At 53.0% G+C, this 23,085-nt stretch carries 17 protein-coding genes; 8 read left to right on the top strand and 9 right to left on the bottom strand.

Annotated features, from left to right (window positions below; genetic code table 11):
- Window positions 1-5 precede the first annotated feature (5 nt).
- Window positions 6-1,331, top strand: coding sequence for an NAD(P)-binding domain-containing protein (locus JW499_RS00535; protein ID WP_091356837.1), 1,326 nt, complete (start codon window positions 6-8; stop codon window positions 1,329-1,331).
- The gene (locus JW499_RS00530) at window positions 1,318-3,357 is read left to right on the top strand and encodes an ankyrin repeat domain-containing protein (RefSeq protein ID WP_205208748.1); all 2,040 of its coding nucleotides are present in this window, start codon (window positions 1,318-1,320) and stop codon (window positions 3,355-3,357) included. The genes JW499_RS00535 and JW499_RS00530 overlap by 14 nt, the downstream gene beginning before the upstream one ends.
- 41 nt (window positions 3,358-3,398) lie before the next feature.
- Here JW499_RS00530 and JW499_RS00525 read toward each other — a convergent pair whose 3' ends face one another.
- From JW499_RS00525 to pta, 5 genes are all read right to left on the bottom strand, one after another.
- The gene (locus JW499_RS00525; RefSeq protein WP_205208747.1) at window positions 3,399-4,340 is read right to left on the bottom strand and encodes a general secretion pathway protein GspB; all 942 of its coding nucleotides are present in this window, start codon (window positions 4,338-4,340) and stop codon (window positions 3,399-3,401) included.
- 4 nt (window positions 4,341-4,344) lie between these two features.
- Window positions 4,345-6,255: an ExeA family protein gene (locus tag JW499_RS00520; RefSeq protein WP_205208746.1), complete on the bottom strand. Its 1,911-nt coding sequence runs from the start codon at window positions 6,253-6,255 to the stop codon at window positions 4,345-4,347.
- 100 nt (window positions 6,256-6,355) lie between these two features.
- The gene (locus JW499_RS00515; RefSeq protein WP_205208745.1) at window positions 6,356-7,789 is read right to left on the bottom strand and encodes a cryptochrome/photolyase family protein; all 1,434 of its coding nucleotides are present in this window, start codon (window positions 7,787-7,789) and stop codon (window positions 6,356-6,358) included.
- A gap of 11 nt (window positions 7,790-7,800) precedes the next feature.
- Window positions 7,801-8,787, bottom strand: a complete 987-nt coding sequence (locus JW499_RS00510; RefSeq protein WP_205208744.1) for a DUF523 and DUF1722 domain-containing protein — start codon at window positions 8,785-8,787, stop codon at window positions 7,801-7,803.
- Window positions 8,788-9,145: 358 nt separating this feature from the next.
- Window positions 9,146-11,293, bottom strand: a complete 2,148-nt coding sequence (gene pta, locus JW499_RS00505; protein WP_205208743.1) for a phosphate acetyltransferase — start codon at window positions 11,291-11,293, stop codon at window positions 9,146-9,148.
- A gap of 724 nt (window positions 11,294-12,017) precedes the next feature.
- Here pta and dctP point away from each other — a divergent pair.
- The 3 genes from dctP (at window position 12,018) to JW499_RS00490 (ending at window position 14,984) form a co-directional block, all read left to right on the top strand.
- A complete protein-coding gene (gene dctP / locus JW499_RS00500) occupies window positions 12,018-13,034 on the top strand; it encodes a TRAP transporter substrate-binding protein DctP (protein ID WP_091356852.1) in 1,017 nt (338 codons plus the stop codon).
- Window positions 13,034-13,555 (top strand): TRAP transporter small permease subunit, encoded by a 522-nt coding sequence (locus JW499_RS00495; RefSeq protein WP_205208742.1) that lies wholly within the window; start codon window positions 13,034-13,036, stop codon window positions 13,553-13,555. Before dctP ends, JW499_RS00495 begins: the two co-directional genes overlap by 1 nt.
- Before the next feature lie 103 nt (window positions 13,556-13,658).
- Window positions 13,659-14,984 carry a TRAP transporter large permease gene (locus tag JW499_RS00490; protein ID WP_332873990.1) on the top strand — a complete coding sequence of 442 codons (1,326 nt, stop codon included), beginning with the start codon at window positions 13,659-13,661 and terminating at the stop codon, window positions 14,982-14,984.
- A gap of 81 nt (window positions 14,985-15,065) precedes the next feature.
- On the opposite strand, the gene JW499_RS00485 is transcribed toward JW499_RS00490, so the two are convergent.
- The 3 genes from JW499_RS00485 to JW499_RS00475 all read right to left on the bottom strand — a co-directional run bounded on the left by JW499_RS00485 (window position 15,066) and on the right by JW499_RS00475 (window position 17,305).
- Window positions 15,066-15,461 carry a hypothetical protein gene (locus JW499_RS00485; RefSeq protein ID WP_205208741.1) on the bottom strand — a complete coding sequence of 132 codons (396 nt, stop codon included), beginning with the start codon at window positions 15,459-15,461 and terminating at the stop codon, window positions 15,066-15,068.
- Window positions 15,462-15,528: 67 nt separating this feature from the next.
- On the bottom strand, window positions 15,529-16,296 hold the full coding sequence (locus tag JW499_RS00480) for a hypothetical protein (protein WP_205208740.1): 768 nt from the start codon (window positions 16,294-16,296) through the stop codon (window positions 15,529-15,531).
- A 148-nt stretch (window positions 16,297-16,444) separates the two neighbouring features.
- A complete protein-coding gene (locus JW499_RS00475) occupies window positions 16,445-17,305 on the bottom strand; it encodes a response regulator transcription factor (protein ID WP_205208739.1) in 861 nt (286 codons plus the stop codon).
- A gap of 307 nt (window positions 17,306-17,612) precedes the next feature.
- Between JW499_RS00475 and capB the strand changes: the two genes are divergently transcribed.
- The 3 genes from capB to JW499_RS00460 all read left to right on the top strand — a co-directional run bounded on the left by capB (window position 17,613) and on the right by JW499_RS00460 (window position 22,641).
- Complete coding sequence (gene capB / locus JW499_RS00470) at window positions 17,613-19,352, top strand: caprolactamase subunit beta (RefSeq protein WP_205208738.1); 1,740 nt, start codon at window positions 17,613-17,615, stop codon at window positions 19,350-19,352.
- Window positions 19,353-19,384: 32 nt separating this feature from the next.
- Complete coding sequence (gene capA, locus JW499_RS00465; RefSeq protein ID WP_205208737.1) at window positions 19,385-21,463, top strand: caprolactamase subunit alpha; 2,079 nt, start codon at window positions 19,385-19,387, stop codon at window positions 21,461-21,463.
- Between the two features lie 236 nt (window positions 21,464-21,699).
- Window positions 21,700-22,641 (top strand): AraC-like ligand-binding domain-containing protein, encoded by a 942-nt coding sequence (locus tag JW499_RS00460; protein ID WP_205208736.1) that lies wholly within the window; start codon window positions 21,700-21,702, stop codon window positions 22,639-22,641.
- A gap of 80 nt (window positions 22,642-22,721) precedes the next feature.
- Here the strand turns inward: JW499_RS00460 and JW499_RS00455 are convergent, their stop codons facing one another.
- Window positions 22,722-23,051 (bottom strand): carboxymuconolactone decarboxylase family protein, encoded by a 330-nt coding sequence (locus tag JW499_RS00455; protein ID WP_205208735.1) that lies wholly within the window; start codon window positions 23,049-23,051, stop codon window positions 22,722-22,724.
- Window positions 23,052-23,085: the final 34 nt, after the last annotated feature.

Here is a 23,085-nt window from a genome sequence, read left to right as displayed (position 1 = left end):
CGTATATGAACGTACAGGCCGACATGTATCAGTATGTGATTATTGGAGCGCCATTGCTGGCGATCTGGATGCTGTATAACTGGTATAAAACCACTCAGACCCGCACTAATCTGGCGATCAAGTCTGAAGCTATCTCTGCGGGGCTGACTGAACCGGCATCGCTTCACCCCATTATTAACAGCAATATCTGTCTTGGATGTGGCTCCTGCGTAAATGCCTGTCCCGAAGCAAAACATCAGGTTCTGGGGCTGATTGATAATAAAGCGGAACTGCTTAACCCGGCAGACTGCATCGGTCACGGTGCCTGTAAAACCGCTTGCCCGGCCAATGCCATTGAGCTTGTGTTTGGTACTGAGCGACGTGGCCTGGATATACCCAACGTTAAACCGGACTTTCAGACCAATATACCCGGGATCTATATCGCCGGAGAGCTGGGTGGTATGGGGCTGATCAAAAATGCTACCGAGCAGGGACGTAAGGCGATGGAGTCGATTGCCAAGGCGCCGGGAATGGGCTCCGGTGGTGATCTGCTGGATGTGCTTATCGTGGGGGCCGGTCCTGCGGGCATCACCGCAACGCTGGGGGCGATGGAGAAAAAGCTGACCGTTAAAACTATCGAACAGGAATCTCTGGGCGGCACGGTGGCGCAGTTTCCCCGGGGTAAGCTGGTGATGACCGCACCGGCCAAATTGCCGATAGTGGGTGAGTTCCAGTTTAAAGAAACCACAAAAGAGAAGCTGATCGATTTCTGGTCTGAGGTGGAGCAAAAGACCGGGCTTAAGGTTAACTATAAAGAGCGGGTAGACCATATTGATCACCTGCCGGATGGCGGCTTCGAGGTGACAACCAATAAGTCGGTATATCGTACCCGGGCAGTATTGCTGGCGATTGGCCGCCGGGGCACCCCGCGTAAACTGGGGGTTCCGGGAGAGGAACAGAGTAAAGTGGTCTATCGTCTGGTCGATCCGGCACAGTATAAGGGGAAGCATGTTCTGGTTGTTGGTGGGGGCGATAGTGCTCTGGAAGCCGCCACCAGTATTGCGGAAGAACCGGGCACGACGGTAACGATCTCTTACCGGAGCGCTGCCTTTGGTCGGGCTAAAGAGAAAAACCGGCGCAAAGTGGAAGCGGCGGCTGAAAGCGGTCGGTTGAACTTAATGCTAAGCTCAACGGTCAATGAGGTGTTGGAGTCTGAAGTGGTTCTTAATATGGAAGACGAGCTACACCGTATTCCAAATGATTACGTGATTGTATGTGCCGGCGGTATTCTGCCCACCGGCTTTTTGAAGAAGATAGGTATTGAGGTCGAAACGAAATATGGTACTGCCTGATCGGGCTGTTGGTTCATGGTGGTGGTCCGCCGCACTTTTTATCTTCGCAATCAGTTTGCTGAGCGCGCCGTTCAACATATCTCCGGCTTATGGTGCTCATCAGGAGCTGGGTGATGTCAAAGCGGCCATCCGTGTCAGAGATTATGCCGGGGCGTACGCTTTGTTGAAGCCATTGGCGAATGGCGGTGATGCTGAAGCACAATATATGCTTTCGACGCTCTATCGTAACGGTCAGGGTGTGACTAAAAGTCATGAAAAGGCGGTGTTCTGGCTCGAAAAAGCGGCTAACCAGGGGCATGTTAAAGCCACCTATAATCTCGCGGTGATGTATGAAAAGGGCTGGGGTGTAGATAAAGACCCGGTTCGTGCTGAGGAGTTGATGGCAGTTGCCGCAGAGCAAGGGCATCCGCTGGCTCAGCGGCAGATGCATAAGGAAACCTCCGAAACCCGGCAGAAGAAACAGTTAAAAGAATACCGGACCGTCGATAAAGAGAAAACCCTGCGCTGGCTGGCGCAAAAGGGCAGTAACCGTGAATTAAAGCAACTGCTTGAGCAGCACCCGGATATCAATAGTCATGATGACAGTCAGCGCACTGCTCTTTATGAGGCCGCAGAAGCGGGTCACAAAGAGACAGTAGAAATTCTGCTGCAAGCGGGCGCGCAGATAGGGTTGGAAGATAAGTTTGGTGTGACCCCGGTGATGGCTGCTGCGCAGCAGGGTCATGCCGATGTGGTGAAACTGTTGTTGCAAGCGGGGGCTGATAAAACGGCCAGCGATGATAATGGTAATACCCTGCTTCACCTTGCGGCCGGTAGCGGTCATCTGGCGACGGTTAAGTTGCTGGTCTCTTCCGGAGTCGGCATGAATGGCATTAACCACAGTGACTATACGGCGCTGGATCTGGCGGTTAACCGCGAGCATAAAAAAGTATCCGCCTGGCTCGGTGCAAAAGGGGCGAAACGTAACAATCTGGCACCGCCGGAGCGGGATGCTTCGTTGGTGGCGCTGGAGGCCCTGAACTCGGTTGATCAGGTGGTGAGCGGTGAGAGTAACCCCTTTCAGGGCTGGTCGGCGCTGATGCTTGCCAGCTGGCGGGGGCAGGATAAAGTGGTCGCCGAGTTGTTGCGCAGCAAGCCTGATCTTAATCAGGTTGATCAGGAGGGGCATACTCCCCTGAGTCGTGCTGTGTGGCAGGGGCATAGCGATATTGTTCGAATGCTCATCGGTGCCGGTGCGGATGTTAATCATCAGCTTCCCGATGGCCATAGTATGCTGATGCTGGCAGCTGAGCGTGGATTCGATAAAGTCACCGGGATGCTGATTAAGGCTGGCGCGGATCAGCGTCCACTGTTGGAAAATGGTGATGGCGCACTGATGCTGGCGGTTAAAAACGGACATGCTGAGATTGTTAAACAGCTATTGGACAGTGGCTCTGGCAAGCTCCTGAAGCGGGAACAGGCCAATGTTCTGCTGGAGGCGTCTGCTTCGGATCTGCCTCAGTTGATTGAGCTGCTGGTAAGCTATGGTGTTGATCCGGATACCCGGGATAAACAGTCACGCACGGCGCTCTGGTATGCTGCTGATCATGGCGCACTGAAGGCGATGAAAGCGTTGAAAGAGAGTGGCGCGGATCTTAACATTGCCGATCTGAATGGTAGTACGCCGCTGATCAGGTCGATCACCCGTAAACAGATTGCGGCACTGAAATGGTTGCTCGCGGCCGGTGCCGATGTGAATAAGCCCGATGCCAGAGGGAATACGCCCCTGATGGTCGCCGCCGCTGCGGGGGATCGCAACAGTGTTATTTTGCTGGCCGAACAGAGTGCCGCGATTAATACCCGCAATGAGTTTACCCAGACCGCGTTGATGCTGGCGGTAAATGGCGGGCATGTTGAGGTTGCCCAGTGGTTACTGGAGAATGGCGCCCAGCCCCGGCGGAAAAATCAGTTGGGGCAGGACAGTTTTAAGCTGGCAGAAGCCACCGGGAATAAAGCGATGCTTGATCTGTTAAAGCAATACCGTTAAACCCTTTGAGCTAAACACTGTCGCTGTGTTTAGCTCCATTTCTATCTGAGCAGCAAAAACGGGTTGCCCCGAAAACTGAAGACCAGAGATTCGGGTCTGATCTCCTCCAGACGCAGCTCGTCCGTCAGACGCTGCCCCTCGCGGATCATCTTTCCATTCACTCTTGCCATACGTTGCTCCGGTGTCTGGGCATAGATATGCACCGACACTTTCAGGTCTGGTATCGCGTTTTGTGTCTCAGCGTCCAGCTCGCTGAGCAACGGCACACTACTGTTTTCCGCGAAGGTTTGTTGTGCTGATGAGTCGGGTTCAGAAGAGTCGGGTTCAGCAGTGCTATTGTGTGAAGCGACCGCTGTGATCTCCAGCTGGTTTGTCGCTGCCCTCTGCAGCGCCTGTGCTGCATCTGTGGGTGTCTCCGATTGCTGTGCCTCTCTCAGTGGTGTCAGTTGTTCTATTAACGCCTGGTTGAGGAGGCTGCGGTTGAGTTGCTCGACATCGGGCAGGGGCACAACCGGTTTTGTTAGTGTGCTATCGGCTACTGTGTCGGCTGCGGTCTCTTCAGGGCTGGGAGCGTTATGTCCGGGTAGCGGAGCAAAGGGGTCCCGGTGATAAGCGGGCCTTGCATTTATATCTGATAACTGAGCCTGGCTGATGGGTTGAGGCTGAGTTGCTGCGATCCGGGATTCAGACTGAGAATCTGAGCCTGTAACTGCAGGGACTGCGGGGGGTGTGGCTGTGCCTGCTGTGGGCGAGTCCGGTTGAGCTGTGCTCCCGCTAACGGCAGCCACGCTTATGGGCGGGGCTGTATCCGGCCAGATCAGTACTATGATATTGGCTAACAGTAGTGCCGGTACCAGCCAGAGCCATTTTTTTCGTTTGGGGCTCGGAGCTGTCGGGCTGCTGTGGGGAGGTGCGATATCGATCAGTGGTTGGCTTTGACGCTCCTGGTCTGACTTTTTCAGCGCATCGAGAATATATGACATCGGCTTATGGCTCCCGGTAGCTCAGTATAAGCGGGATATTAGCCTCGACCAGGGTGTTGAGGCGGATCAGTGTTTCAGGGCCAATGATGCCATCCTGCAGCAGATTCTGGCTGCGTTGAAACGCTTTAATATACAGTGTTAACTGATCATCAAAATAGTCATTCATCTCGCTTTGAAACAGGGGGGAGAGCTGAGCCAGTTGCTGTTTAACCCAGAGGATATGGGGGCCGTAACTGCCGGGTCGGGTTAATGTATGGTATCCCCTGGGGGGGTGCCAGAGCAGCGTGTAGTTGAGCGGGCTCATATCATCCAGCTGGGATACGGGGGTTTTCCAGGAGCGTATGCCATCGGTGAAGGAGGCGAGGTCGTTGTTGATCCCCACCAGTATCTGACTGGTCAGAGTGCCTGTCCTACCTGGCAGGCGAACCAGTGCTGGACGATTATTCCGTTGTAGCTGTTGCCAAGGCCCCTGTTTATGCAGGCAGCGCAGCCCGTGGTTTAAGGCGAACAGGCAGGGGTCCTGATCTGCAGGCATCTCCAGTTGCCAGAGGCTGAAAAGGGTCTGATAGGCGCGCACTTCGGGATTATCGCTGCTTTCAATTGAGACGGCATTGATTGCCTGGCTCTGCTGCGGACCGGTGGCAGATAAAAAGGGAGCAGGCTCCTCCGGGTTCGTGTGGTTTTCAGGAGCGTCGTCAGGTTGCGCTACGGACTCATTATTGACTGCCTGCATCCGGGGTTCGGTATTCTGGGGAGGCGTTACCGGGTCAGGGGTGTCTGGTGTTATCTCTGTCAGGCCTGTCGCAAGAGCCGCTGCCGAGGCTGGATGAGAGGTGTCAGGCACCGGTGTTGTTATCGCAGCCTGGGCGGGGCGTTCGGAGGAGACTGTTGTCTGGGCCTCCGTTGGATTGGTCATTTCGGGTTCTGTTGCCGCGTGGAGCGGACCAGCATTCGCCAGTGCCGGAACGGAATTGGTCAGCCATTGGTGTGCAGCAGGGTAGAAACGGTAGATCAGCAGGGCGATAAAAATGACACCCAGTGCCAGTGTAAGCGTGTTGGCGCCCGTGTTGCTGGATTTGGGCGGTATTTCCGGCTTGCCAAAAATCTCTTTGGCGGCCTGATTCAGAATCTCCGCGCTGATTGCCGGTTCATTGCGGGCATAGGCCCCCAGCAGTGCCCGATCACAGAGGATGTTGATCAGTCTGGGAATCCCGCCACTGAGCTGGTGGATCTGTCTGACCCTGTTTGCCGGTATCGGGCTTGAGGACTGGGCGCGGGGTTTGTATCCCGCAACGGCCAGACGGTGATTAATATAGTGTTCGGTTTCATGCAGCGTTAACGCTGTCAGGTGAAATCTGGCAGTGATCCGTTGTGCCAGCTGCTTTAGTTCGGGGCGTTCGACCAACTGTCGTAGCTCGGGCTGGCCGAACATGACGATCTGCAGCAGTTTTTTTTCATTGGTTTCAAGGTTGGTGAGCAGGCGCATCTGTTCCAGCACAGCGGGACTGAGATTTTGCGCCTCATCGATAATCAGAATGGTATTTTTACCTTCGGCGTGGCTCTGTAACAGGTGGTGGTAGATCGCATCAGAGAGCGATTTGATGCTCTGATTTTGCTGATCATAGGTGATCTGCAATTCATCGCAGATGCTGGCCAGCAGCTCCTCAGAGCTCAGCGTGGGATTGAGAATAAAGGCCACTTCGGTATCTTGTGGTATATGGCCGAGCATACAGCGGCAAAGCGTTGTTTTACCGGTGCCGATCTCACCGGTAAGCATCACAAAACCACTGTTGCCCTGAACCCCATACAGCAGATGTGCCAGAGCATCCCTGTGTTGAGCGCTCATATAGAGATAGCCCGGATCAGGCGCAATCGCGAACGGTGAGGAGGTCAGTCCGAAATAGTGGTTATACATTTGCCTAACCCTGGCGATACACACCTGATCAAAGATATGCGATTGATCCGCCAGAGTAAAGAAGTGGCTGCTGCCCCGGGTCGTCAGTGCCTTATCGGTGTTAACTCTGCTGTTTAAGCTGGGAAAATGCTTCCAGGGCTTGTTTGCGCGTTGCCTTGAGATCGAGGATTGGCTCAGGGTAGGTTGAGCCCAGCACAATTCCCGCGTCGCTGAGTACCGAAGCAGGCGCCTCCCAGGGAGTGTGAATATAGCGGCTGGGTAGTTGTGCCAGTTGAGGCAGATAGCGCCGCACATAGCTGCCGTCGGGGTCAAATTTCTGCCCCTGAGTGACCGGGTTAAAAATTCTGAAATAGGGCGCTGCGTCGGCCCCGCATCCCGCTACCCATTGCCAGTTGGCGCTGTTGGATGCCAGATCGGCATCGACCAGTGTGTCCCAGAACCAGCGGGCACCGTGGAGCCAGTGCTGCAACTGGTTTTTCACCAGAAACGAACCGACCAGCATGCGTACCCGGTTATGCATATAGCCGGTTTGCCATAACTCGCTCATCCCCGCATCAATGATAGGAAACCCCGTTTGGCCTCGCTGCCAGTCACGACAGGAGGCCGGATCGTTGCGCCAGGGGAAGAGGTTAAAGCGTGGATTGAGGTTGGTATCGCTGATGCCTGGATTGTGATAGAGCTGGTAATAGGCGAACTCGCGCCAGCCTAACTCCTTCAGAAACGTATCCAGAGCATTTTCCAGTCCCGGCGCAGTCGCCTGCTGCTGGCTGTAATACCAGATCTGTCGGGGTGATATCTGCCCCCACTGAAGGTAGGGGGACAGGGTTGAGGTTGCTTCAAGCGAGGGGATATCGCGGCCCTGTTGATAGTGTTTTAACCGTTCGGTGGTGAACTGTTGTAACAACCTCCAGGCGGCATCCTCGGATATATCCCAGTGTTCGCTGATACGCTCACACCAGGGGTGATCGGGCAGCAACCCGAGCTGTTCCAGGCTGAGCTGATTTGAATACTCGGGGTCAGAGGCTGACTGTAGCTGCGGCCTCGGAAGAGGGACATCCGGTGGCGGGGCATTCAGGCAGCCCTTACGAAAGAAGGGAGTGAACACTTTGTAAGGCGTTCCATCGCCTTTACTGACCTCCCAGGGCTCCCACAGCAGTGAGCCATTAAAGCTGTGGACCTCAATGCCCGCCGTTTTCAGTGTCTGTTTGATCCGGCTGTCCCGTGAGACGGCCTGGGGGGTATAGCAGCGGTTCCAGAACACAGCAAGGGCTCCGGTCTGCTCGATCAGTTGTGACAAAACAGTAAGGGGGTCTCCCTGAAACAGCCGCAGACATCCCCCCAACTGCTTATTGATACTGTCCAGACTGTGGTGCAGCCAGCAGCGACTGGCTGCGCCGGGTTGCCATGGACTCTCACAGATGGTGTCTTCGATAAATACCGGAATGACCGGACCTTGTTGCGCGGCGTAGAAGAGTGCCGGGTTATCAGCCAGTCTCAGATCGTGTCGCAGCCAGACAATGACAGGAGTGCTCAATGTATTACCTTTTATACCTGGTTGCGCAGTCCGAGATGGGCTGGATAGGGTTCGAGATAGCGCTGCGCACGGATATATTCACTGCCATTCTGGTTGATATAGTGTGACAGCAGAGTCATTGGCGTTATCAGGTTGACCTCGCCCAGACGGTATTGTTCGAATACGTTAAGAATGTCCTGACGTGCCGAGCTGTCAACGCTTTGTTTCAGATAGCCCATGATATGTTGCATCACATTGCAATGAGAACCTCGCGAGGCAGGTGTGCTGATCGCGGACATAAACCGCTCATGATAGATTTTTAACAGGGCGTCCAAAGGCTCGTTGTGAGCTGCTGCCAGCATCTTACCCAGCTCGCGGTACGCGGTCTGATTATGGGCCATTAAAAGGTATTTATAACTGCTATGAAACTGCAGTAGCTTATGAAAGCTGGGTTGATCGGTCACCTCGGTGCGAAAGTTGTGGTGCGCAAATACCCGCATAACAAAGTTTTCCCGTAACTGGGCGTCGTTCAGCCTGCCATCCTCCTCGATAGGAAGATTGGGGAAGCGCTGCATTAATGCCCGGGCAAATAAGCCGGAACCTCTCTGTTCGTGGGGGTGGCCGGATGGCTGATAGATTTTAACCCGTTCCATACCGCAGCTGGGAGAGTCTTTCTTCAGAATAAAACCATCCAGCTGCTGACACCGCGCCAGCATCGGCTGGCAGGCATCCAACAGCTGTTTGCTGAGGTCGGCCTCCTGCTGGTTTGAAGCTTCCACCGGGGGGCGGGAAAAAATCAGATCAGGGTCCGCTGGATTTCCGGTAAGACGCATGGTGGGGCGGGGGATGCCGAATCCAGCCGCAACTTCGGGGCAGAATGGTTCAAAACTGAAATGTTTCGCCAGTTGAACCTGGCAGATTTTTGATTGACTATGGCCGCCGTTAAACCGCACCTGTTCACCCATAACACATGCGCTGATACCGACCGGAATATCGGTTGTTTCGGATATTCGCTTCATTTCTGATCCTTGCTCATATCGGTTTTATATACCCGATACTACGTTGCCAGGTTAGCTGTGGATCAGTAGCTGAGGAAATAATTGTGACGCTATCATGGTTAAATACTGCTCAAAAAATTCTTGACTGAATTGGTTGGTTATATATAATTACTCAGTAATTGACTCGGGTACTATGGTTTGTACTGGATATCTGCTCTCTCTCACTCAGATATATTTTACAGGACAGCTTTCCGATGATGTTCAACTGCTGTGGCCAATTTAATCATCCGGCAAGTCTGGATTAATTGTCCTCTTTGAAGCCGCTGTGTTAACAGCGGCTTTTTTTTGACTTAATGGCACTGGTTGTCAGGGCTGAAGGTTAGTTCTGCTGGCTGTTGCCAGCGCCTGCCTGGATTGCGGTAAGGGCGATAGTGAAAACTATATCGTCGACCAGAGCACCCCGGGAAAGATCATTCACAGGCTTGCGCATCCCTTGTAGCATAGGGCCGATGCTGATGACATCTGCACTGCGTTGCACCGCTTTGTAGGTGGTATTACCGGTGTTCAGATCTGGGAAGATAAAGACCGTTGCCTGGCCTGCAACGGTGCTGCCCGGTGCTTTTGACCTGGCGACGCTCTCCATGACGGCTGCATCATATTGCAGGGGGCCATCAATCAGCAGATCCGGACGTTTCTCCCGTGCGATGCGGGTGGCCTGCCGGACCTTCTCAACATCAGCCCCCTGGCCTGAGCCTCCGGTCGAATAACTGATCATCGCAACCCGGGGAGGGATGCCAAAAGCGACGGCAGATTCGGCTGACTGGATAGCAATATCCGCCAGCTGCTCAGCGTTGGGGTCGGGATTAATGGCACAGTCACCATAGATCAGCACCTGTTCAGGCAGACACATAAAGAAAATTGATGAGATCAGGTTGCAACCGGGGGCGGTTTTAATCAGTTGCATCGGTGGCCGGATGGTATTGGCGGTGGTGTGTTCAGCACCGCTGACCAGCCCATCCACATGCCCCATCTCCAGCATCAGCGTGCCCAGTACGACATTATCCTGAAGCTGCTCTTCGGCGATGATCTCGGTCATCCCTTTATGTCGTCGTAGTTCAACCAGGCGCTTGATGTAGTTCTGGCGAATCAGCTGCGGGTCGCTGATGGTGACATTATCGTTGAGTGTCACTCCCTGATTTTTGGCTATCTGCAGGATCTCCTTGGTATTACCCAGCAGAACGCAGCGGGCGATTCCCCGCTCTGCACAGATAGCCGCGGCTTTGACTGTGCGTGGTTCGTTGCCTTCAGGCAGGACGATCACTTTATTCGCTAGGCGTGCCCGTTTGATCAGTTGATAGCGGAACGCAGGGGGGGAGAGGCGGCGCTGGTAATGACTATCCACCAGGGTTGCCAGCCACTCGCGATCGATATGAGCCGCAGTGGCTTCTTTAATATCCCGTATGCGGGGCAGATCATCTGCCCGGGTTTCCTGATTCAGCTGAGTCATCGCCATCGCTGTTTGCCAGCTATCCATTGGAATGCTGAGAATAGGCAGGCCTGACTCGCAAGCCCCCGCGCATAACTTCAGTACCGCAGCCGAGGGCGTAACCCCGCCGGTGAGTATCAGTGCTGCCAGCTCTACGCCATTAACGGCCGCCATACAGGCCGCTACAATCATATCGTCCCGGTCACCGGGGGTGAAAATCAGCGTGCCGGGGCGTAGCTCATTGATGGCATTGGCTACACTTTTGGCGCACAGGGCTATACGGTTAACCCGGCGGGTAGCGATCTCACCGGTGTTGATTACAGAGGCGCCCAGATAGTCTGAGATATCCTTCACTCTGGGGGTGATCAGATCACGATTCCAGGGGATGCAGCCAAGCAGGCGGAACTGGCTGTTGAAAATAGTGGCGTGTTCGCGGATGACCTCTTCGGTGAGACTGTGGGTGACGGTGTTTCCGGTGCTCAGGAACGGTTGCATATGGCCTTCGCGATCAATCGGCGCGCCCAGCTTGCTTAGGATGCAACCCAGCAACTGCTTGCTTTTGATGCCACCGTAGGCCCGGGCAGTGATATCGATATGGTCCTGCAGGGCTTCAACCGTGTCGTGTCCCGGGGTTGCCACCAGTACCACCTGAGCATCCAGAGCCTTGGCTATCTCCTGGTTAATACGGGTAGCGTAGGGCTGGCTTTCTGTATGCACCATCCCTTCGATAATCACCACTTCATTATCGGTGGGCAGGCTCTGTTCATAGCGGGCGACGATCTGTTCCAGAACCTCATTGCCCTTATCCTGGCTAACCAGTTGTTCAACATCTCGAATCGCAACCGGGCTGGCGATCGGAGAGGTGCAGTCTCCCTGTAGCATAGCAATCGTGATATCTGTGCTATGGCCATTTCCCTGGGCGATCGGTTTAAAAAAGTGAACTTTTATCCCCTGGCGGTTCATCGCCTGAAACAGGCCCAGCACAGCGGTAGTAAGACCTGCACCGACACCTGTAGGCGCAAGAAGTAATGCTTGAGACATCAGAGTTCCTCAGGGCGTTTGCCGCCCTTGTTCGTTCCCGGCACTTTATTCGGGTACTGAATCATATTAATTGAAAAGGAACCAGATCTGGAAGAGTTGTTATTGACTGGTATAAGTGTCGATTCTACGGGGTTGGAGGCGAAAATTACAGCTCGCCTCAGGGTGTAGAGGCAGTGGTTAAGAGAAAGCGGTTCACAGAGTGGCAGCTGAGAGCGTCATGATGGCTGATATCCCTGTTGTCCTGGCGATTTTCGGGTAATAGAGTCAATTTGATAAAGATGTTCATAATATTGTTATTCATAGCGATATTTTATGATTTTCAATAATTTGATATATGTTTTGAATATCGAACAAATGTCATCCCCTGAAAAGGGTAGTCTTACATAGTGGAGTGGGAGAAAGGCCTTTTCAGATGCATAAAACAGGCTTGTTTTTACTGATTTAAGTCATTAAAACAATAGATTACGGGTACATGTGGTGGAGGGTGAATGGTTTGACACGATGAAGAAAACCCGGTCAAAAATGATTGGTTTAGATGTCGTGTGTCTTTTTTATGAACACTTGTGCTTTCTATTTTTAATAAGCGATGTTAAAAATAACGAACATCTACCCCTGAGTGGTAGATCTATCAATCAGGTGTTTCACAGCAAAAATCAATTAATAGATTAGCTGTGATCTGACGGAAACCTGAGCCATCAGACTTAATAATAAAAGGACAACGATAGTGAAGAGAAGAGATCTGCTTAAAGCGGCTGCAACCGGTATTGCAGCAGCACCACTGGCCCTGTCATCCACAACTGCGAATGCCGGCGATAATGTTCGTCTGCGTATGCAAACTCTGTACGGTACAGAGACTGATGACCTTTACAAAATGTTCGCTAACGATGTTAAAGCGGTATCCAACAAAAGCGTGCGCATTCAGCGTTTCCGTGGTTCAGAGCTGGTGCCTAATGACCAGATGCTGGATGCAGTATCTAAAGGCACCCTGGATATGTGTCAGGGATATGCCGGATACTGGGCCGGACAGCTGGATATCGGCAAAATTGAATCGGGTATTCCCGGCGCCTGGACCAGCTATGATGAAGCGATCTACCTGCATCAGAAGCAGGGCCTGACAGCGTTGCTGGAAGAGGCCTATGCCGAGAAAGGGGTTAAATATCTGGGAGCCATTTTTGGCGGTCCTTACGATCTGCTGACAACTAAGCCGGTGAAAAGCCTCGAAGATTTGAAAACCATGAAGATCCGCGCCACTGCAACGGTTGCCGGTATTCTGGAAAAGTTTGATATCCCAACCGTCTATCTGCCAAGTCAGGAACTTTATGTAGCCCTGTCTACCGGCGCCATTGATGGTGTGATCTACGGTGGATCACTGGAATATAAAGCACTGAAACTGCACGAGTCTGCTAAATATTATACCTACCTGAATATGATCAACCCAGGTTATGCCGACGGCATGCTGATCAATATGAAGAAATGGGAGTCGCTGTCTGAAGATCAGCAGAAATCCCTGGAGCTGGCAACTGCTAAACACGCGGTGAATATGCATGCGTGGAACGTCAACGGTTGTCTGGATGTTAACGGTGAGGGGATCTTTGAGTTTGCTTCACTGCCTGAAGCGGATTCTAAAGCGCTGACCGCTGCAGCAATGGATGTCTGGAAAGAGGAAGCGGCCAAGTCGCCACGTAATGCCAAAGCGATTGCGGCCATTACTGCGACGGCTAAGGCGACCGGGAGAGTCTGATGGCAAAACTTTCTCAATATCTTGCGTTTCAGGACAGGGTATCTGAGTGGGTTGGCCGGACCTTCAGCTGGTTGTGTCTGGCCATGATTGCAGGGCTTTGCTACGAGGTGACGGCGCGTTATCTGTTTAACAGCCCCACCTCGTGGGCACACGAATCGACCACCATGCTGTACGGTACTTTCTGTATTCTGGCGGGGGTTTATACCCATAAACACCATGGCCACGTACGCAGTGAAGTGATCTATAACCTGTTCCCGGAGCGGGGGCGGGCCGTGCTGGATGTGATCACCGGCCTGATCGGTCTGGTGGTGTTTTCAGTGTTCTTTTACATAACCTTCAACTTCGCTGCCGATTCCTGGGCGATCAGAGAGGTTTCCTCTAAAAGTACCTGGGGTCCGGTCGTGTATCCCTTTAAGTCTGTGCTCCCTCTGGCGGTGGGGCTGATGATTCTGCAGAGCATCGCTGCGCTGATTCGCAGCTTTATGGTAGCGATCGGGGTTCAGCCGGACGCGCAAGTCTGATTTGGGTTGTATTCCGGCTACTGCTCTGTAGCTCCCTCTATCTGAACCGGTAGGCAATCTGATTGCTTACTGGTCAGTTCATCATTTAAGCGAAGGTGTATTTGTGTTAGATCTAGATCCCTTAGTGGTTACCTTTGGCATGTTCTTCTCGATGCTGATCCTGCTGGCAATGGGAGCCCCGTTAACCTGGGCGCTGCTGACGGTCGGCACCGGTTCGGCGTATTTTCTGTGGGGGCCAGCCGGGCTTGAGTTACTCGCCACCAGTGCTTTTTCGGCGATGGACAACTTCCTGCTGGTGGCGCTGCCGATGTTTATCTTCATGGGCCTGATGCTGCAGCGTTCCGGTATTACCGATGATCTGTTTGATATGATCAATAAACTCATGGGTGGCATTCCCGGTGGACTGGGTATGGGTACCGTGGTTATCTGTGCCATTATCGCTGCGATGGCGGGCGTTTCGGGTGCGGCAACGGTGAGTCTGGGTATTATTGCGTTGCCATCGATGCTGAGTCGTGGCTACGATAAGAAACTGGTGACCGGAACCATCATGGCCGGTGGTGCATTAGGCTTTCTGATTCCTCCCAGTGTACTGATGATTGTCTATGCATTTCTTGCACGGGAATCGGTGGGTAAGCTGTTTGCAGCCGGTATGATGCCGGGCCTGATGCTGGCCGGCATCTATATGCTGTATATCTTCCTGTTTGCCCTCAAGAATCCCGGGAAAGCCCCCTCTATCTCACTTTCAGAGCGTCTGGGGGCACTGGATAAACTGAAAGCGTTGAAGGCGCTGGTTCTGCCGGGTGCACTGATCACAACAGTGCTGGGATTTATTATCGGCGGAATTACGTCTCCTTCTGAAGCGTCAGCGGTGGGGGCGGCCGGGTCGCTGATCTGTGCCGCGATCTATCGCACGCTCAATCTGAAAATGCTCAAAGAGGTGTTGATGAGCACCACCCAGCTTATGGGGATGTTGCTCTGGATTACTATTGCGGCAGTGTTTTTCAGTAAGATCTATATCGGCCTGGGTGCGGGGATGCTGATTACTGAACTGGTTCAGGACTCTAATCTTTCGCCCTATCTGGTAATCGTCGCGATGTTGGCAACCTACTTCATTCTGGGGATGTTTCTGGATGATTTTGCCATCGTCTTTATCACCGTACCGCTGTTTGTGCCGATTGTGCAGGAGATGGGTTTTGACACGGTGTGGTTCGCCGTGCTGTTTATCATCAGCATGCAAACCGCCTATCTGACGCCGCCCTTTGGTTATAATCTCTTTTACATGCGCTCGGTGGCCCCGCCATCCATAACGATCTACGACCTGTATAAAGCGGTTATTCCGTTTATTATTCTGCAGATTATTGGGCTGGCGCTGGTGGTGATCTTTCCGGAAATAGCGCTTTGGTTGCCCAATCTGATATTTGAATCCTGAAGGGGCTGATAGTGCTGCCCAGAGGGTGAACGGTGTTAACAATACTTTATAAAAAAGCCGCGCGCGACGCGGCTTTTCTGTTTAGTGTCGCTGGCTTGAGTGCATCGCTTTGAGCCACTGGAGGCCATCCTTTTCGCTCAGAAATGCGCGAAAGTTTATGCCATGCATCATGGCGGACTGCTCGGCAATGATGTTCTCTTTCTGATTAAGCGGGTCGGTATCGATGTAGGCGATTGCCAGTTCCGGCCAGAGCCAGTGCTGAACCCCTTCAACAATATTGAATGTATCCATCAGTGAGCGTATTCCGCTGAGTCGGAAGACCGCCAGAATCAGATTGATGTGTTTCTCTTTGCACTCACTGGCAACATCCTGCCACATTCTCAGGGATTCAGTGGTTACATCGCTCCGGTCTCTGCTTCCGTTCACTTCAACCCGCAGGTAGTAACCACATTCCGTAATGGTGTACTGGTATGCCATTAATTGTCTCCAGGCACTAATCAACAGTGGAAGGATAGGTTGATATTGACGCAACAATCAAGCGTTATTATCGCCAGTGAAGCCAGTAGTTATATTCGATGCGATTGGAGTTGTTCAGTGTGGTTTTGAATCTCTCTGTAGGTTGAGGCAGGCATTGAACCGGCTGGAATTCGGGTTCTGCCCAGCCGGTCATGCCTCCCATATATGAGCGCTGATAGCCCCACTGACCGCAGGAGAGCAGTGCATCATAGTGTAGATCCCGCTGGCACACCACGCAGGTTTCAAAACGGACATCGATATTTTCCCCCTCCGTGCCCCAGAAATCAGAAACAAAGGGGGTATCGTAGATGGCAACGGTAGACGCTCTGACCGGTCGCCCATGCCAGGGTTTATCATGATCATCTGCCGGTACCTGGTGGACGCCCCGGCCATATTCAAGCGGATCATTGTCGTAGAAGGGGGCAAGAAACTGCTCCGGGACATCGATCTGTGAGCTATGCTCGCCCGGAACCATACGGGTATTGCTGTGACGGACCTGCAGTATCCTGTAGCGATCACAGTTGGGCAGGTTGAGTTGCTCAGTATCCCCGGCATCATTGCTGAAAAAATGTATCTCCAGGCCAACCCCGGTGGCATTATCGCCCGGGATGTAAGCCGCGTTGCTTCTGCTGCTGTGATACCACGCCCGGGAAAATACCAGGATGCCGACGGCCTGATTCTGAAATGTGACCGGACAGGTTTTGCCAACCAGCAGCTCTTCAGCTGTCAGTTGGGCAGGGATGAGGGGACTGACAAACAGCAGTAGTCCTGAAGCGATAATCGTGCTGCGTAACATAGTCTAAGTTTAGTTGCTGCGGCACGCACTGTTGTAAATTTAACGCAATTGTCACGTTTTATGATATTGCCGAAGGTGCCGCTACAGCGGCTCCAACGGCTGTGTTCTGAACAGCTGGTACGCTGCTGAACGGCGGCTCAGACAGCTATCAGCGTATGGCTGGAGGTTTCAGATAGTTGGTGAGAGGGTCCGGTGGTGAATCGGGAGTCACCATCCGTAATGAGTCGATAAACAGATGAAACATCTCTGCCTGAGAGTTGATATCCAGCTTGGCGTAGATGTTTTTACGGTGGTGTTTAATGGTTTCGGGGCTGATCTCAAGTTTCTCTGCGATATATTTCACCGCATAGCCACGCAATATCAGCTGTAAAATCTGAGTTTCTCGCTGGGTGAGTACCGAACTACCGAAATGACTCAGAGCACACTCCAGATGGGAATCGAGAAAATGATCTTTCTGTACTTTTTGCGAGCTGCCCCACCACTTTAGCAGAATCGCTTTAACGGTAGAGAAAACCCGTTGTATCAGACCCTGCTGGGCAGCGGTAAACTTAGGCTTGTTGTCCTGACGGCTGATCGAGACCTGAATGCTGGCATTGTCAGTGGGGATAATCAGGCAGATCTCATCGCCAAAATTGACCAGCCGGTAATACACCCGATAAAACTCACTCTGTTTAAAGCCATCCGGGGCAACATCAGCAAGGCTGTATACCCCTTCGGCAGAACCATCGGTCGCCAGACGATAGAAAGGGTCCAGCAGGTAGGCGCTCTCCAGATACTGATCGATATGGATACGCGGGTCTTCACCTTTACGGCGTTTACGTGACGGGCAATAGGGCTGTCGGCCTTCAGGGTAGACAATCAGAGTACTGCCATCGGCATCGACCACCCTGCGCAGGGTGTCCATCAGATTATCAACGGCTTCGTCATTCACCCCGTGGGTGATAATCCCGGCAATGGCATCATGCCACAACATCAGGGGCTGTTTAGCTACACGGTGAAACTTCGACAAATCAGCAAACCTTAATCAACGATCTCTAAGTTGCTAATTAAAGCCTGCTTTCAGTGTGGAAACAATAGCCGTTCCACCCGGGATGCAAATTTACATCTTTATCGTGATAGCAATGCGTTATATCGCTTTTGCTCAGTCGGCCTGCACCAGAACTTAACCCTCTGTTCACTCACAGACAAAGAATAAGTCACCGCCTATCAATAAACAGACTGCTCCCGCTCATAGACTGTTTGTTAACCCGTTTGACCCTGAACCCGGAGACGGACAGGGCAAACCCGATTCATACAAAAACAATAAGGGGTACAACATGTCTACCAGTGTCGATCCAATCACACTCGCCGTTGTCCGCGGAGCGCTGGAAACAGCGCAACGGGAGATGACGCTGACATTAGAGAAAACCGGTCGATCCAGTGTCTTCAATCTGGCCCATGATTACAGTAATGCGCTGTTTGACCACTTTCCTGAGATGATTCTGCAGGGACAGGATATCCCGATCCATCTGGGATCGCTGATCCCGGCGATGAAAGAGGTGGCAAAGTTTTTCGGGGATGATATCCATGAAGGCGACGTTATCTATCATAACGATCCCGCCTATAAAGGCAGCCATATACTCGACTGCTGTATGTACAAGCCGGTTTTTTATCAGGGAGAGCTGGTGTTCTGGACGGTGTGTAAAGGCCATCTGACCGATATCGGAGGGCCGGTTCCGGCAGGCTATAACCCGGATGCAAAAGAGATCTATGCCGAAGGGTTGCGGATTCCGCCGGTAAAACTCTGGGAAAAGGGTAAGCGCCGGGAAGATGTGGTTAATCTGTTGCTCACCAACATGCGTGCCCGCCGCGATCAGGAAGGCGATCTGAATGCGCAGTACGGTGCCTGCCGGGTCGGTGAGCGCAATCTGATCGCGCTGCTGGATAAGTATGGCGTTAAGCAGATTCAGGCCTGCATTGCCGAACTGAAAAATATGGCAGACCGGCAGATGCGTTCGCTGATAGAAGCGGTCCCGGATGGAGAATACTTTGGTTCAGCGGTGCTGGAAGATTCCGGTCATGGCTTTGGCGAGATGGAGATCACCTCTAAAGTGACAATCAAGGGCGATAAACTGCACATTGAAGTGCAGAGTCCACCACAGATTCCCTACTTTATTAATTCCTATGAAGGCAACTCGATGTCCGGTGTATACCTCGGGCTGATGATGTTTGCACAGTTGCCACCGCCCTATAACGAAGGTTTATATCGCTGCGTATCGGTGGATCTGGGGCGCAAAGGCACTCTTTGTAATGCTCAGGAGCCAGCACCCCATGTGAACTGTACCACCACGCCGATGGAAACCCTGACCGATGCCGTCCGCAAAGCCCTGGAACAGGCCGCGCCGGATCGGGTGGCTGCCTCCTGGGGGCATGCCAGCGGTATCAACATCGCCGGTATCGATCCGCGCACCGGCGAGCAGTATGTGACGATGGTGCTGGCATCGATTATTTCCGGTGCGGGTGCAACTCAGGTGATGGATGGCTGGCACGCCTGCGGCCCACTGTGCTGTTTCGGTGCACTGAGCTCCGGTGATATCGAACTGTTGGAATATTCCTACCCGATTATTATCCGCCGCTACGGTCTGATTCAGGACAGCGGTGGTGCGGGTATGTATCGCGGCGGCTCAGGCACCGTCTGGGAAGTTGAACCGATCGATCATGAGATGACCGTGGTGGCTTTTGGTGAGGGGCGACAGATCCCCACGATGGGCGCTGCCGGTGCAGAGAATCAGTTGATTGAGCCGAAGCTTGGCAAACTGGTTGTCAAGGGTGAGCAGGAGCAGGTGTATAAGGCCAATACCATCCTCACCGTTAAACCCGGCGAGCGGGTGGCAAACTTTAACCCTGGTGGCGGTGGCTTTGGTGATCCGAAGAATCGGACGCCAGAGGCAGTGCTGTCTGATTATCAGAACGGCCTGGTCTCTCTGGAGGCGGCTGCACAGGAATATGGTGTTGTCATTGACCCCCGCACGATGCGTGTTGATCAGCAGGCCACTGCCGCGCTGCGTCAGCAGTAAACCGATAACAATAACAATTAAGGAACGGAATTATGCGTAATAAATACCGTCTGGGTATCGATGCCGGTGGTACCTTCACAGATTTTGTACTGGCAGAAAACAACGGTGAATTGCGGGTTTTCAAAAGCCCCTCAACACCCCAGGATGGCACTATCGCCATTAAAGCGGGCCTGACTCAGATATCTGAAGCGGTGGGCCGCTCAATCGAAGAGATCGTGCAGGATTGTGATCTCTGTATCAATGGTACGACGGTTGCCCTGAACGCTCTGATTGAGAAGAAAGGCGTTAAGGTGGGGTTGCTGTGTACCGCCGGCCATGAGGACAGCCTGGAGATCCGGCTGGGACATAAAGAGGAGGGCTATCGTTACGAAGCAGACTTCCCGCCGGCCCATATGATCGTGCCACGCCATCTGCGCCGTCCAATCAATGAGCGGGTTATCGGTACCGGTGAAGTGGATCAGCCAATGCGTGAGCAGGAAGTGCGCGATGCCGTCAGCTATTTCAAGGCACAGAGTGTCGAAAGTGTGGCTATCTCCTTTGTCTGGGCGGTGCGTAACCCGGCCCATGAAAAACGTGCTAAGGAGATTGTGCAGGAGATGATGCCGGGGGTGTTTGTCTGCACCGGCAGTGAGGTTTACCCACAGGTGCGGGAGTATACCCGGACCTCAACCACCGTGGTGAATGCTTATCTGAGCCCGGTGATGCGACGCTATGTGCAGAAGATTGATGACTACTTTAAATCGCTGGGGGCAAAATACCCGGTACGCTATTTTCAGTCCAACGGTGGACTGGCGATTGGTGAGGCGATGCAGGGGCGGGCGGTCAACGCGATTAACTCAGGTCCGGCATCGGCACCTCAGGCGGGACTGTTTGTGGGGCAGCCGTTCGGTATCGACAATGTCATCACCGTGGATATGGGCGGCACCTCGTTCGATATCACCCTGACCAAAGATGGCCAGACCAACCTGAATAAGAATATCGACTTTCTGCGCTACCGTATCGGCGTGCCGATGATTCAGGTGGAAACCCTGGGGGCAGGTGGTGGTTCACTCTGTCAGGTGGATCAGTATGGCATGCTGCAGGTCGGTCCTGAAAGTGCTGGAGCCACACCGGGTCCTGTCTGTTACGGCAAGGGCGGCACTATTCCGGCGGTTACCGATGCCAACCTCGTACTGGGTTATCTGAACCCCGAAGCGGTGCTGGGCGGCACCATCAACCTGAATCGGGACGCAGCTATTGCCGCTGTTAAAGCGCATGTGGCAGATCCGCTGGGCATCAGTGTGGAGAAAGCCGCCTACGGCATCAGCACCATCGTCAACCTGAATATGGTCAACGGTATTCGTCGGGTGTCCATCGAGCGGGGTTATGATCCACGGGATTTTGCTCTGCTCTGTGCCGGTGGTGCGGCGGGGATGCATATCACTGCGCTGGCGGAGGAGATTGGTAGCACCACAGTACTGGTGCCGAAAGTGTCATCAGTGTTCTGTGCCTTCGGGCAGATTATCTCCGACGTACGCTATAACTATCTGGCGTCAGAACCGATGCGGCTGGATGATGGCGCCAACCTGGATGCCCTGAATGCCAAATTTGAAGATCTGGAGCAGCAGGGGCGTGAACATCTGATCTCTGATGGCTTTAATGCCGATGATATCAGCTATACCCGTAGTGTTGAGATGCGTTATGTCGGTCAGATCCATGAGTGTAATGTGGAGATCTATCCGGGCAAAATCTGTCGGGAAAAGATGTCCGCTATTCTGGATGACTTCCACAAACGTCACGAAGAGCTGTACACCTACTCAGAGCCACACAATCCGGTAGAGCTGGTCAACATCGAATCAACGATGGTCGGCAATGTTGCCAAGCCTGACTTCCAGACACTGGAGCCCCGGGGCGGCAAAGCTGAAGATGCACTGATCGGATACCGTCCGGCACTGTTTGATGCCGATGGGCACCGGACCGATACCGCCGTTTATTCCGGCCCTAAACTGGATGTGGGTATCGAGATCAGAGGTCCTGCTGTGGTGGAGGAGCCCACCACCAATATTGTTGTGCGTCCCGGCTGGGTGCTGGTTTTGGAGCCGAACCAGTGTTATCGCCTGACCCGCTGCTGATACAGGTTCTACTGCCTCATGGTTGTGCTGAGAGGCAACGGTGAGGCAGTCGTTTTGTTGTTTAATTTCACTATCCTGATGGCAGGATATTCAGTCAGACAGGTTTCGGCCTATCTGACTGCTTTTTTAGACTGACAGGGAGATCGGTAGACGATCAGAGTATTTGCCCTTAATAAAAACAGGGGTACAATTAACAGCCATATGGACTCAATAACAATAAAGAGAGGTGTTCATATATGCACAATCGTTACAGCACCCATTTGCTGCCCCAGCGTGAGCGACAGGATTACTGGCGAGAGGTGATTGAAAATGCTTACTTCCCTCTGCAGCTGGATTTTCGCAATCCCAGCGAGTTTCATGGTCATCTGAGTCAGTGGCAGATGGGCCGGGTGGGCATTTCGCGGATGGAAAGCTCTGCCACCTGCTTCAAACGGGTGAAGCAGCAGATCGATGAATCTGAACCCTATTTTCTGATCACCGTTCCAGCGCAGGATCAGGTCCGGTTTTCCCAGGCGAATCGTACCATCGTGTGTAATCCCGGTGCGTTTATTCTTGAACGCAGTGATCTTCCCTATGAGTTCAGCTACAGCAAGGATAACGCCCTCTGGGTTGTCAGGGTGCCGGTCTCTCTGCTGCAGACCCGTATCCGTCAGCCGGAACGCTTTCTCTATATGGAGTTTGATAAAAGCAAAGGGATGGGCAATGTGTTTTTCAGCTTTCTGAGAACCATGGTGCAGCAGGCCTCCTATACCAATGAAGTGGCCCACGATATTCTCAGTAGTCAGTTGATCGATCTGCTGGCGCATAGCATGGAAAACGACGACCGGGTGCTGATGAGCAATGAAGCAAATCTGCGTAACGTTCATCTGCGCAATATTGAGGCATTTGTGCGCGACAATATCCAGCGCTCAGAACTCTCCCCGGATATGATCGCGGTAGCCTGTAATATCTCCACCCGCTATCTGCATAAACTGTTTAAAGACTCAGACCAGACGGTCGGCCAGTGGATAAAAGAGCTGCGCCTGCAATCGGCCCTCAACGATATCCGTGCCGGCAACCGCCATACCACACTGGCGGAAATAGCGTATCGCTGGGGTTTCAATGATCAGGCGCATTTCTGTCGCCTGTTTAAATCCCGGTTTGGCTGCACCGCCAGAGAGATGCGCGAGGCAAAGTAGACCCCGCCTGGGGCGCAGGTTCAAACATATAACTCTGTACCCAGGCTGCTTTGCATAGCGCGCAGCAGGGTCTTCGGGCATCACTCCTCCATCCAGCTCAGCGCTGCCATCACCGCAGGCAATCCTATCGTGCTGGTTAACAGAATCAGCGTATGCTGAATCTCCTCAGTCGTTGCTCCGGCTTGCCGGGCTCGCCTTACATGACTGTGTAATGCGCCTTCAGAACGGATACTGGCTGCTGCCGCCAGCTGGATCAGCTGCGCCGTCTTTTCATCGATAGGTCCGGCATCCCTGACCACTTTTCCCAGCTGCTCTACCGCCGCCGCGTAGTCAGGATAGCGTCCCATAATCCGGGTAAAGGTTTTTGGTAGTGGGGCTTCAGGTGGATGTAATATTGTTTTACTGGACATCAGAGGTACCTCCTGTAACAAACGAGGGTATTAC

Source organism: Amphritea pacifica, from assembly GCF_016924145.1.
GTDB classification, from domain to species: domain Bacteria; phylum Pseudomonadota; class Gammaproteobacteria; order Pseudomonadales; family Balneatricaceae; genus Amphritea; species Amphritea pacifica.
Note: the sequence above shows the minus strand (reverse complement) of the source record. Positions and strands in the feature narration are given on the sequence as shown.